Source organism: Chlamydia avium 10DC88 (genome assembly GCF_000583875.1).
Lineage (GTDB): Bacteria > Chlamydiota > Chlamydiia > Chlamydiales > Chlamydiaceae > Chlamydia > Chlamydia avium.
The window spans coordinates 444,306-457,641 of sequence record NZ_CP006571.1; the positions used below are offsets into that span (position 1 = coordinate 444,306).

The following is a 13,336-nucleotide window of genomic DNA, read 5'->3' on the forward strand; positions in this document are numbered from 1 at the left end:
CCCTTAAGCTCCTCATCATAATTTACTAGTAAATGCATTTAGATGTGAGTAATCTTCTAAAGCATGTACAATAAACTATAAAACAAAAAGCTAGGATTGACTCTATCCTAAAATCCTATTCCTAAATTAACTTAAATGAAATAAATAACAATCTGAAATAAAAGATCTAATTTAAAATAATAGAAGGCTCCCCATATAGAATCTAGAGAGCTATAGAAAAGCTATGCAACAATACAAGTGCTCTACAAAAAAATACAGGGCAACCAGAGCATACTTATAACAGAATCAACTCTTCTGCAACAAATCAAAAGATCATTTGTGTGCTTTTCTTTTTGTTCTGTTTCCATCTTTATCATAATCAAACAGTCTCCATCTACTCGAGACATTTGAACGGATGTGCTGATCTTGTTCATTTAATAAAGTGTTATCACAAAGAGAATGCTTGCTCAGCAACTGAAGTAAAATATCCATTTTTGTAATATTCATAGTAGCTTCTAACGGCATGCTTTCCATTTCTTTTGATAACTCTTCATAAGTAAGTAATGCTATACCAGGATCATATTGAGGAGAAGATTCATCAAGAAGTGGGTAAACATTACCCATGATAAGCATCCAAGCAGTATGCCTAATGCTCGCAGCATCATCAAATTTTGAAAATGTACATGCCATTTCGAAGGGCACGCTTCTTAATAACTTCACCTGATCCCAATTCATACCATGTAAGAAGAAGTACAACACTTTATTGAAATTGAAGACATATCTAATACCCATGACATCTTCTGGGCTTAAAACATCAGAATATGTTTCCATTAATTTCTCAACACGCTCACGTATACTCTCAACGACATCCTTTACATAATCAAAATTATTCCGTTTTGCAGCATCACTTAGTAGTGAGAATTCCTTTTTATCAAGTGAATTAACAAGCAACCAGCCTAATTTTCCAAAAGCTACATAAGCTGTCGAACACAAACCTACTGGGCTCGTCCAATAAATTTCAGGCTCAAGACCTTCAGTAATAGGAACATCCTTAGGACCTAGTTCAATGAACCTCTTCAAGAAATATAGAAAACATGACTCAGTCAATACTTCATCTAAAGGAGGAAGCTTTCTATATCGACACTCCCTTAGCAACAAATCTAGACCAAACAATTGTAATTTTTGATATAGTTCTGGAGATAGACTATCTAATTTCGATTCATCCTTTAAAACAGGTAAAACCTGACGCAACTCTTGAATGGTCAAGGACTGATCCACACATAAACTATGAATAATCGTTGGGTACTTCCCTCGAATCACAAGCAAACAACCCGCAGGAATCTCAGGAGCACGACGCATAGTAACTTCAGGAACAGCAACAGGAACAGCAACAGGAACAGCAACCTTTTTAACTTTCTTAACCTTTTGCACACAAATCAAGGACAACATCAAGAAAGAAAGAAGACCAAATACTGAAATTATCGGAATACCTAGAGGAAAAGATAGGGCCCCTAGTGCTAAGGCTATGGCAAATGAAATTGCAATAAGTGCGCTAACCAATCCTGCAACAACTTTAAGACGAAAACTCACACCTGATCTCTCTGGCGATAAGGCAGGAGAGCCAGGACTTGTTGAGCCACTGACACTAACAGGATCCATAACAAACCTAAACTAATGGTACAGAACAAACTGTAAACATTATAATATCTCATCTCTTTTGAGAGAAAGACTTTTACAAAATAAAAAGAAATCAATGTGGATAAAAACTCTAGAAAAGAGGAAAACAACAAAATTAAAAGTTTTTATTTACACATTCTTTATAATACACCAGAATGTTCGAATCTTCTCTAAAACCCCTAAAGGACCTCCATCACTCCGGGTTGAGAAATCTAATGTTTATGCATAATCGTCGTGAAACACGACTCAAGACCGGAAAAAATCACGAAACAACAATTAGGTTACAGTATAAAACACTTTTCCCGCTTAATTCCACTTACCTGAAGTAAGTAGACACCTACCTAGATCTCATTCGGTTCCTAAATTGTTATTGCAAAGAGAATGCTTGGTCAACAAATAAAGCAAAGCATTGATTAGAGTATCACTACCCTCAATATCTTCTCGGGATATTTCTTCTATTTCTTCTAAAAACTAACGATGGTAATTTTTATACAAACTCAGGGGGGATATTTGCAGTTAGATGATCTATACTTAACTTATCCCCTAAAACGGATACAACCTGACGCAACTCTTGAATGGTTAGGCGTTGATCCATACATAAACTATGAATAACCCTTGGGCACTTCTCTCGAATCACACGCAAATAACTTCCAGGAATCCCAAGAGCACGATGCATAAACTTCAGGAACAGCAACACTTTTAACTTTCTTAACCTTCTGCGAACAAATCAAGAACAATATCAAGCAAGAAAGGAGACCAAATACTAAAAAACAGAACATAAATCACTTTTCCAGATTCTTTCATAACACGCCCTGTTGTCTCCTCTCCTCCGCAATCTCTAACGGATCTCCATCACTCCAAGTTAAAAGAGCGATCTCAGGATCATATTCTGGAGAACTCTCTGAAATCTTATCTATCACCTCGTTTATCTCAAAATCATATAACGAAAATAAATAAGCGCAATCGAAAGGAAGTTGTCTAAATAATTGAATCTGTTCCCAATTGACACCTAGATGCAATAAATAAAACAGTAAACCTTGGGGATCACAAATAATACGTGACCTCAACTCATCTTTTTGTGCATCAGAGAGATTACTACGCGTATTATTCAATTGTATTTTCATACGCTCGGCCAAACTCTTGAGTAAATCATCTTGACTCGCCAGAATTCTCTCACTCCCCACATTACTTAAAAGTTGTTCGTATTCATCTTGAGTGACCACATGAGAAAATAACCAAGTAAAATGATTAAACACATGCAATCCTGAACCATGACTCATACTTTGAGTCCAATATACTTCGGGAGTCATGCCTGATTGTTCATAGACATAATCTCCCAAGGAAATAAACTTCATCACAAATTGCCAAGGACAATTTTGTATTAAAACAGCTTCTAGAGGAGGTAAATCTGATAAATTCTCTTTTTGGAGACGCTGCAAACCAAAAGAATCAACTTTATTCCTTGTATCTCCCGATACAACGTCCATATTTCCCGTAGTTAATGCTGTAAGAACACTTCTGAGATCCTGAATCGTAACTTGCTTCTCTATGCAAAAATCCAAAAAAACCCTAGGATACACCTCCCTAAGAACATACAAAAATGGCTTAGGTAAAGATGTTTCAGATTCAGGTAACATAGACAAAGAAGAGTAACTATCAAGAAGCTTCTGCCCAACATTAGACAACACAACCAATAGCGCCCCACTAAAAAGCAAGAACAACACTAAACTCAGTATCACTAAGATAGGAGGCAATCCTAAACTTAAAGCAGAAACACAACCAACTATAGATATAATAAGAAAAACACTAATCACACATAGATAAACCTTCCCTCTCCAACTCATTTTTGACTGCTCTGAAACTGGTAAAGAAACAAAGTAAGGGGGTAAAGGAGTTATCATAATCTATAAAAAGTCAAAAATTTCCATCCAAATTATCGTAACCTTGAAAAGAAAAGTCTAATATACAAAATCTGGAAATCTAACCCGTCCTAAGACAAAGACAAAGAAAACAAGCTAGAGTATTGGCAACCAAAAATTTAGTTATTCAGATTGCATAGAATTTATATCTTATGAATTAATTTAAAGTTAAGTTAATAAACCTTACCTTTATAATGAACGTTGCTGATCTCCTTACCTACTTGAATGATCTATTCTCCCCTCAAATCTTTTCTGATTACTGCCCTAATGGGTTACAAGTAGGAAAAGATATCCAAACTCCTATCTCAAAAATAGCCGTAGCCACTTCAGCAGATCTTGAAACAATACAGATAGCTGCCGAATCTAATGTAAATGTCTTAATTGTACACCACGGATTATTTTGGAATGGCATGCCCTACCCCATAACAGACATGCTATATACACGCTTACAAAAACTTATTGAAAATCGCATACATCTTATTGCATACCATCTCCCCTTGGATGCTCACAAAACCCTGGGAAATAATTGGAAAGTCGCTTTGGATTTACAATGGGAAAACTTACAATCTTTTGGTAGCTCTCTCCCTCACCTAGGAGTTCAAGGAACCTTCCCCCCTCTTCCTATAGAAGAATTTATTTCAATACTTTCTAAATACTACGACGCACCAATAAAAGCTCAAGCTCTTGGTGGTCCTGAATCAATTTCCTCCGCAGCCATAATTTCTGGAGGAGCCTATAAAGAGCTATCACAGGCTATTAAAAGTAAAGTTCATTGCTTTATTACAGGAAATTTTGATGAACCTGCTTGGTCTATAGCATTAGAAAACCATATTCATTTCCTAGCCTTCGGACACACAGCAACAGAAAAAGTGGGGCCAAAAGCACTTGCAAATTATCTTGAAGACCAATTCCGCATTCCAACGATCTTTATTGACACTTCTAACCCCTTCTAATTTACAAAAATTAAAATATCCTTCTTGGATTTTCCTTAAAATTACTTTATAGTGGTTTGCTTCTGAATAACTAGATAAACATAAGAAGCCATGACTACAGATTTACAACAGCAAACAGTTCCCCAAAGACATGAAGTTTCTCCCGAAGATTGTTGGGATATCTCCTCCTTATATCCTCATAGAGATGAATGGAAACAAGACCTAGACACTTTCAAATTAACAACAGATGGATCCTCTGTATGGCCGGAACTCCAAGCCAACTACTATCAAATGGAACAACCAGAATCTCTGGAGTCATTATTAAAGCAACTCTTGTCCATAGAAAGGAAATTGGATAAACTCTATACCTACGCTCATCTAGTGCACGACCAAGATATCACTAATCCTGAAAGCATTTCCGATCTTAAGTCTATTATTTATCTTTATACCTTGTTCAAAGAAGAAACTTCCTGGATTCAACCAGCTCTAATTAGTCTTCCTAAAGAAACAATTGCTAAGCACCTATCTACTCCATGTTTATCTTCTTATAGATTTTATTTAGAAAAAATTTTTAGGTTGTCTACACACACAGGGACTCCAGGAGAGGAACGTATTTTAGCTTCAGCTTTTGCTCCCCTTGAAGTGGCCAACAAAGCGTTTTCCTCTCTAAGCGATTCCGAAATCCCCTTTGGAAATGCTACAGACTCCGAAGGAAATTCCCATCCTCTATCCCATGCACTAGCGTCTCTATATATGCAATCTCAAGACAGAGAATTACGGAAAACCACTTATTTTGCTCAATGCGAAAGATATCACAAATATCGTCACACCTTTGCCACCCTACTCGATGGCCAAATTAAATCACATCTGTTCTATGCTAAAGGACGTAAGTACAACTCATGTTTGGAAGCATCTCTCTATCAAAATAACATTCCTACAACGGTATACACGAATCTTATTGAAGAAACAAAACAACACTCTTCACTAATTAATAAATATTATTCCCTTAAACAAAAGATATTAAATCTAAAAGATTTCCACTTCTATGATGTTTATACACCCATTAATCAATCAGAAGAAAAAAAATACTCATATCAAGAAGCGGTCGATCTTATTTGTGCTAGCCTCTCCCCTCTAGGTGCAAAGTATGTAGATATATTAAGAAAAGGACTAACGACCCAAGGCTGGGTAGATAAATACGAAAATTTAAATAAACGTTCCGGAGCTTACTCTTCGGGTTGTTATGACAGTCACCCCTATATTTTACTGAATTATACGGGGACCCTATACGATGTATCAGTGATTGCTCATGAAGGTGGTCACAGTATGCATTCTTATTTTAGCCGAAAACACCAACTATTCCACAACGCTCAATACCCAATTTTTTTAGCAGAAATAGCCTCTACTCTCAATGAGATGTTGCTTATGGACTCTCTATTAAAGAATAGCCGCTCTAACCAAGAAAAAATTACAATTATTTCACGATGTTTAGACACTATCTTTGCAACCCTATTCCGGCAGGTACTCTTTGCAGCCTTTGAATATGAAATACATTCTGCTGCCGAACGAGGTATTCCTCTGACTGAAGAATTTTTCTCTTCAACATACAGTAATTTACAACAAGAATTTTATGGAAATGTCATTACATTTGATACTCTGTCTCATATGGAATGGGCCAGAATTCCCCATTTCTATTACAACTTTTATGTTTACCAATATGCTACAGGAATTATAGCGGCATTATGTTTCCTGGAAAAAATTCTTGCTAATGAAGAAAACGCTCTAACATCTTATTTAAATTTCCTTGAAAGCGGAGGGTCTGATTTTCCCCTGGAAATTTTAAAAAAATCCGGATTAGATATGACAACCAAGGCTCCCCTACACCTAGCTTTTAACTTCATAGACAAGAAAATTCACGAATTATCATATTTAATTTGAAACAATTATGCAAGAAATAGCACTTGATCTCATCAAGTGCCAAAATCATTGCAAAAAAAGAAGACTTTTTGATATCGTTTCGCTAGAAACACGAAAGTCTCTCAAAACATGAAACATAAGGAGCTTATAACATGTGTGATCAAGCAACGACCCTTAAGATTAAGCCCCTGGGCGATAGGATCTTAGTAAAAAGAGAGGAAGAGAGTTCTACAGCTCGTGGAGGAATTATTTTACCCGATACAGCAAAGAAGAAACAAGATCGAGCTGAAGTACTTGTGTTAGGATCAGGTAAACGCGATAAAGATGGTAATATCCTACCTTTTGAAGTTGAAGTCGGCGATATTGTTTTAATAGATAAATATGCAGGTCAGGAACTTACTATTGAAGGCGAAGAATACGTCATTGTTCCAGCTAGTGAAATTATGGCAGTTCTCAAATAAAAGAGAGTAGTTATTTATAGATTGCAAAAAGTTAAGGAGTAAATCAACAATGGCAGCAAAAAATATCAAATACAACGAAGACGCCAGAAAAAAAATCCATAAAGGCGTTAAAACTCTTGCAGAAGCTGTAAAAGTGACTCTAGGCCCAAAAGGACGCCATGTGGTTATTGACAAAAGCTTTGGATCTCCTCAAGTTACTAAAGACGGGGTAACCGTTGCTAAAGAAATTGAGCTCGAAGATAAACACGAGAATATGGGAGCTCAAATGGTTAAAGAAGTTGCTAGTAAAACAGCTGATAAAGCTGGAGACGGAACTACTACAGCAACTGTTTTAGCTGAAGCTATTTATAGCGAAGGATTGAGAAATGTCACAGCTGGCGCTAATCCTATGGATCTCAAAAGAGGTATTGATAAAGCTGTAAAAGTTGTTATTGATCAAATTAAAAAAATTAGTAAGCCTGTACAACATCATAAAGAAATTGCTCAAGTTGCAACTATTTCTGCAAATAATGATTCCGAAATCGGTAATCTAATTGCTGAAGCAATGGAAAAAGTAGGCAAAAACGGTTCCATTACTGTAGAAGAAGCAAAAGGATTTGAAACCGTTCTTGATGTGGTTGAAGGAATGAATTTCAACCGTGGATATTTGTCTAGCTATTTCTCTACAAATCCTGAAACACAAGAGTGTATTTTAGAAGACTCCCTTGTTCTTATTTATGATAAAAAAATCTCCGGAATTAAAGACTTCCTTCCAGTATTACAACAAGTAGCAGAATCCGGTCGGCCCCTACTTATTATTGCTGAAGATATCGAAGGAGAAGCTTTAGCAACTCTAGTTGTTAACAGATTACGAGCCGGATTCAGAGTCTGCGCAGTCAAAGCCCCCGGCTTCGGTGATAGAAGAAAAGCTATGTTAGAAGATATTGCTATACTAACTGGTGGTCAGTTGATTAGCGAAGAGTTAGGGATGAAATTAGAAAACACCACCCTAGCTATGTTAGGGAAAGCTAAAAAAGTAATTATTACTAAAGAAGATACGACAATCGTTGAAGGTTTAGGAAGTAAAGAAGACATCGAATCACGATGCGAAAATATCAAAAAACAAATCGAAGATAGTACATCGGATTACGATAAAGAAAAACTACAAGAACGATTAGCAAAACTTTCTGGTGGCGTAGCCGTAATCCGCGTAGGTGCTGCTACAGAAATTGAAATGAAAGAGAAAAAAGATAGAGTAGATGATGCCCAACACGCAACTATCGCTGCTGTTGAAGAGGGTATCCTACCTGGAGGTGGTACAGCTCTAGTTCGCTGCATACCTACTTTAGAAGCCTTCATTCCTATCCTTACAAACGAAGACGAACAAATTGGAGCACGTATCGTTCTCAAAGCTCTCTCTGCTCCTCTAAAACAAATCGCTACAAATGCAGGAAAAGAAGGAGCTATTATCTGCCAACAAGTGCTCTCTCGAGGTGCTAATGAAGGATATGATGCTTTACGGGATGCTTATACAGACATGATTGAAGCTGGTATTGTAGATCCTACTAAAGTTACTCGATCTGCCTTGGAAAGCGCAGCATCTGTTGCAGGTCTTTTACTAACAACAGAAGCCCTAATCGCAGATATTCCTGAAGACAAATCCTCATCACCTGCTCCAGCAATGCCTGCAGGAATGGATTATTAATCATTTGAATAAAAGGATTTGCCTTTTATATCGAAGGTCTCCCATCTTAATTTAAGTAGGGAGGCCTTTTTTATTTTCTAATATTTCTTGCTTCCTCTATCTTAAGATCCAAGATAACAACTAATCTTAATCATGCATGTTTAAACTATTAAAGAATTTATTCCTCCTAGCCCTGTGTATTATTATTTACTTCTGGATCCGTAAAGAAAGTATCGTTGAACAGTGGCTATCAGCAAAACTACACACTCAAGTCTCAATAGGTAGAATTTCCCCTAGGACTTCAGGAATAAAAATTCGCTATCTGTGTATTCATAATCCCATGCCTTCAGAACGCTTCCCCTATGCTATGGAAATTGAATACGTAAATCTACGCTTCTCCCTTCTCTCCATGTTTCTATCTAAAAAAATAGAGATATCTGATCTCCTAATTCATGGAGCTAATTTCACTATTTTCCCCTGTGATAACCATTCTTCAAAAACTAACTGGTTTCTACTATGGAAAAACTTCACTCCTCAAAGTAAGGAAACCCATCCTATATTTTCTTCATGTTCTTCAAAATTAGATAACATCCCTGTACTCATCAAACGTTGCCTATTTATCAACACCCGTATCCATGGAATAAAACAAAACAATAAAGAGATCACCTATCTACCGGTACCTTCTTTAGAATTCCATAGCAATGTCAGTAAACATAACCCTCTTCCTGATCTGTCCACAGCACTAACATCTCTCCTCTATCTTGCAGTAGAGGAAAGCCTATGCCACGTCAATCTTTCAGGAGATGTTGTCCAATCTCTGTCCCAACAAGCCCACACATACTTTACTTCTTCCTATCCCATTGTAAAAGACTATGAAACTCCTGAAATTGTCGGAGCACAAAAATCTACAGAAGAAATCCTAGGATTTGTAAGAGAATTATTTTTTCACTAACTCCCTTCTCCAAATGGCAATCTTATAAATCACTGGGAAAATCTATTGACTTTTTTGCTATTTAACTTAGAATTATTTCCTTAAATATTGTGTTCCGGAGTAGCTCAGCGGTAGAGCAGTGGACTGTTAATCCATTGGTCGTTGGTTCGAACCCATCCTCCGGAGTTTTCCATATAGCATTTTATTAATGGCGTAGAAAAAGGTGGTCCAGTGGCTATGTCTACATTGCCTAGGGAATCAGCTTATATGCCCCAGATATTTTCAACACACAGTAGAGCTAGAGTCTTAGTTTATCGACTAATTCTTTGTCTTTCCCTGATCATTATTACCTCAGTATCAGCTATAATTGCCTGTCTGTTGCTGTTCCCCACAAACTTCCTAATAATCACATTATTTGCTTTGCTATCTATTGCTATAGGAGCCCTTCTTCTATCACATCTTTTTATATATATGCATGAACGGAAGACCTCTTTAGCCCCAAGAGAAGATAAATTGATATCTCCTCAACTCCCTGTATTTATATCTCCTCAACTCCCTACAGATGTTCTCCAAGATTTAAACAAGTCAACGATCACTCACCTATCACATACGCATGAAGATCATTTCTTTCCTGACTTTGAAGTGTGGAAAAACTCATTTCTTCGAGATTCTGAATTTTTACTCAATAGTGCACTAGCATCTTGGAACATGAGTCCCTTAGAAAAGGGAAGTCTTCCCGAACTCTATCGCGATTACACAAAGTTCTCGTTAATCCTTACTAGTAAGGATATGCAAGAAGCAGCTTCCATAATACGGAAAGCAAATTATTGTTGCATACATCAACTATCATCCGAGACCGCTGAAAAACATAAAATATCTACTGATAGTAAGGCTGTGAAAACTGTCTTACAAACTGTACCCTTTGTCTTACCTATCCTACCTGAAATATCACTAGACTTTTCCACAACAGAAAACTTTCAAATCTGTCTCTATCAAATATTTCGCAATTATTTTACTAGATACTACTTAGCGTTAAACCATAGCATTTCTAAAGAAACCACTATCATCTTAAGACCATTCTCTTCAGGATGTGATCATCCCCAAGTACGTCAAATGCAATGGTTAGCCTTGCTATGCGCTATTGAGCAATTAAGATTCACGCCTACCCTCCCTCAACGTTCAACCATCCCTACGGACGCAAGTAGTACTCCTATCTATCTTCTTTCTCCTGAAGATTATTGGAGTATTTTTGTACACAGAGACTTATTTTCATTCTCTAGGGAAGCTTCCTACTTCGGACTTGTTGATCATTCCAGCACACTTTCTTACTCAATGTCTTTTATTAATATAAATCGCGCACGCTTTGTAAACACGCATCATATCGTGTTATCAGATTTATCAGATGAAGATATAGAACGACTAACCAAATTCTCAACTCAAAAGCCCAGACCCACTTAAATCGCAATGATAAGATCCATAGCACACGGCTTCCTACATTGGGAAATCACACTAAAACCATAGAAATTCATAAAAAAATCAAGATTCTATCAATCCAGTTGCTGAAACCGAACTTCCTTCTGACTCGGAGTTTAGTAAATATGACAATAAAGACTCTCGATATTGACCTAATATTGCATCTGTAGTTTTTAACTTCTCCCTAGCTTCTACAACATTATCTTCTCCCATATGACAATGCTCAGGAAGGTATTCTATATGCAAACCTGAGAGAACTACTCGCCCCTTTCCGAGCTGTCTAGAGATAATCGCTGCAGGTTGAGAAGGAAGATCTTCATATCGAGCTTCTATAGTAATCTCAGGATAAGAATCTGCCTGATCAAAATAGGGGCCGCCGTTGAATAAAGTCATACACCTCTTCCCAGAATGATTAATAATTAAAGGAGCAGCCCGTACTCCTATAGGGCTAGTATAAGAAAATAGGTTACCATAAGCAGGACCAACAGCGCGTCCTGGGAAAAACCCTAAACTCCGAGAAGCAACGAACATCTCTCCATTCGGCTCTTCAAAACTCAAACTCTTACAAGCAAAATATGCTCCGGCACAAATTCCAAGATATCCTCCCCCTTCACGGACATAATTATCAATCCTTACAGTCCCTAAACCATGCAGCTTCTTATGATAGGGACGATCCGCTCCTCCAGGAATAATCAATAATCTAGTAAAAAGTTCCCATAGGGGGTCATAAAGAAGAAAATCTGCTCCTACCCTACAAATTTCTAGATTTTCCTCAACAGGAAGAGTCTGCTTCAACCAACGAACTAAATGACGTAAGTAGTAAGGAGAAACCCCTTCATCTGCATACACAAGTATTTTTGTTTTCATAATCAACAAACTAAGTTCCTCTTGGTTTAGAATCCTATAAAATATTATAAGGGGCGTCATCCATAAAATTGCCGTTTATGCTAAAATAGCTCTTCATTAGCTCTAGCTCCTAGAACACCACCCTAAAACTTCAGAGAGATATGTTACTTAACAAGATACAAATCAAACAATCCCGTAATGTACCTTTTGGAGTATTTCACAGTTTACTCGCCTGTCTATACTGGGGAATAGTTTTTGTCATCCCCGACCTATTACATTCCTTTCAAGAAATTGATATCGTACTTGCACGATATACAATTTTCGGAATGTTTTCTCTCCTTTCAATTCTATGGAGGAGACAAAATATTTTTAGAAACGTCCCCCTAATTATCTGGAAACAAGGAATTTTCTGGGCCTTTATAGTTAATGTTGTCTACTATCTAGGAATAGCGTACGCTACTCGTTGTGTAGGCGCTGCCGTAACTATTATTATTTCTGGGCTCGCGCCTATAATTGTTCTATTCCACTCAAATATCAAAAAAAAGGAAATCTCTTATACCACCCTTTCTCTTCTCAGTAGCATAATCTTCTTAGGAATTCTCCTAACCAACATCTCAAAAATCCATACTAATGTAGAGGTTCACCTAGCCAAATACTTCTTAGGACTCGTCTGTGTTATCATCTCTACAGGAATTTGGGTGAGCTATATTATATATAACTACACCTTCCTATCCAAAAATCCTCAAATCTCCCCTAACCTCTGGTGCTGTATTTTAGGACTCGCATCGCTAGCTCTCTGTATTCCCTTCATTATTCTCGGTGATTGTCTAGGAATTACTCAGATTACCTCGATCCTGATCTCCCATACTCCTCTCTCTGAAAAACTACTTTTTATTATTTTATGCGGAGCTATGGGAATATTTTCATCATCGCTAGCCATCACTTCCTGGAACAAAGCTAGCCTACATCTATCCCCATCTCTTCTTGGAGCCTTACTCATACTAGAGCCTATTTTTGGATTATGTTTGTCTTATTTTTGCAAACATACTCTACCCTCCTGGCAAGAAGGATTGGGGATTTTACTTATGTTGGGCGGAAGCTTGGCCTGTCTAATCCTTTTTGGGAAGAAAGCTCATCAGGATCAGGAAGACTCAACAGAAGTCATCTCTTCTACAGATTAAATTCTGTTTTTTTAAAAAAATTTTTTAAAATGAAAATATCTAGTTTCTACACATCTTGATATAATTAATAAATTCAGCTTCAAATTTTAATTAAAGAAAGTAATAAAAATGTCATTAAAAAGTGTGTTGATGGAGTAAATAGATTTAAAATACTCATCGAATAAAAAATTTACCTTAGCTACACTTCTTATACTATCTTAATTAGTAAATCGAGACAAAAAACATAAGTAGACAATCACTCAAGACACTGGAAGATAATACGCACTGGTATGTCCTGGATAAATAATATCTATAAGCAACAAGCTTTCGTATTGTGGATAATACCAAAACTCATTCCACAAATATATAATCTTGACG

The 13,336-nt window shown here is 36.9% G+C and carries 11 protein-coding genes and 1 tRNA gene; 8 read left to right on the forward strand and 4 right to left on the reverse strand.

Annotated elements, in window-relative coordinates; translation table 11 throughout:
- Nucleotides 1–312: 312 nt before the first annotated feature.
- From RT28_RS01975 to RT28_RS01985, 3 genes are all read right to left on the reverse strand, one after another.
- A complete protein-coding gene (locus tag RT28_RS01975; RefSeq protein WP_038500537.1) occupies nucleotides 313–1,638 on the reverse strand; it encodes a DUF1389 domain-containing protein in 1,326 nt (441 codons plus the stop codon).
- Between the two features lie 505 nt (nucleotides 1,639–2,143).
- Complete coding sequence (locus RT28_RS04995) at nucleotides 2,144–2,332, reverse strand: DUF1389 domain-containing protein (protein ID WP_038500540.1); 189 nt, start codon at nucleotides 2,330–2,332, stop codon at nucleotides 2,144–2,146.
- Between the two features lie 124 nt (nucleotides 2,333–2,456).
- Complete coding sequence (locus RT28_RS01985) at nucleotides 2,457–3,500, reverse strand: DUF1389 domain-containing protein (protein WP_240991537.1); 1,044 nt, start codon at nucleotides 3,498–3,500, stop codon at nucleotides 2,457–2,459.
- 269 nt (nucleotides 3,501–3,769) lie between these two features.
- Here RT28_RS01985 and RT28_RS01990 point away from each other — a divergent pair, with 269 nt between their 5' ends.
- The 7 genes from RT28_RS01990 to RT28_RS02020 all read left to right on the forward strand — a co-directional run bounded on the left by RT28_RS01990 (nucleotide 3,770) and on the right by RT28_RS02020 (nucleotide 10,937).
- Nucleotides 3,770–4,528 (forward strand): Nif3-like dinuclear metal center hexameric protein, encoded by a 759-nt coding sequence (locus RT28_RS01990; RefSeq protein WP_038500546.1) that lies wholly within the window; start codon nucleotides 3,770–3,772, stop codon nucleotides 4,526–4,528.
- A gap of 90 nt (nucleotides 4,529–4,618) precedes the next feature.
- Nucleotides 4,619–6,445, forward strand: a complete 1,827-nt coding sequence (gene pepF / locus RT28_RS01995) for an oligoendopeptidase F (RefSeq protein WP_038500549.1) — start codon at nucleotides 4,619–4,621, stop codon at nucleotides 6,443–6,445.
- Nucleotides 6,446–6,576: 131 nt separating this feature from the next.
- Nucleotides 6,577–6,885, forward strand: coding sequence for a co-chaperone GroES (locus RT28_RS02000; protein ID WP_020356315.1), 309 nt, complete (start codon nucleotides 6,577–6,579; stop codon nucleotides 6,883–6,885).
- Between the two features lie 49 nt (nucleotides 6,886–6,934).
- A complete protein-coding gene (groL, locus tag RT28_RS02005; RefSeq protein ID WP_020356316.1) occupies nucleotides 6,935–8,569 on the forward strand; it encodes a chaperonin GroEL in 1,635 nt (544 codons plus the stop codon).
- Nucleotides 8,570–8,705: 136 nt separating this feature from the next.
- A complete protein-coding gene (locus RT28_RS02010; RefSeq protein WP_038500550.1) occupies nucleotides 8,706–9,500 on the forward strand; it encodes an AsmA family protein in 795 nt (264 codons plus the stop codon).
- Between the two features lie 93 nt (nucleotides 9,501–9,593).
- Nucleotides 9,594–9,665 (forward strand) — tRNA-Asn (locus RT28_RS02015).
- A gap of 51 nt (nucleotides 9,666–9,716) precedes the next feature.
- Complete coding sequence (locus RT28_RS02020; protein WP_038500551.1) at nucleotides 9,717–10,937, forward strand: hypothetical protein; 1,221 nt, start codon at nucleotides 9,717–9,719, stop codon at nucleotides 10,935–10,937.
- Nucleotides 10,938–11,015: 78 nt separating this feature from the next.
- Here the strand turns inward: RT28_RS02020 and RT28_RS02025 are convergent, their stop codons facing one another.
- Nucleotides 11,016–11,819 carry a BPL-N domain-containing protein gene (locus tag RT28_RS02025; RefSeq protein WP_038500552.1) on the reverse strand — a complete coding sequence of 268 codons (804 nt, stop codon included), beginning with the start codon at nucleotides 11,817–11,819 and terminating at the stop codon, nucleotides 11,016–11,018.
- Between the two features lie 140 nt (nucleotides 11,820–11,959).
- Here RT28_RS02025 and RT28_RS02030 point away from each other — a divergent pair, with 140 nt between their 5' ends.
- Entirely contained in the window at nucleotides 11,960–12,979 is a 1,020-nt protein-coding gene (locus RT28_RS02030) for a DMT family transporter (RefSeq protein WP_038500553.1), read from the forward strand.
- Nucleotides 12,980–13,336 lie beyond the last annotated feature (357 nt).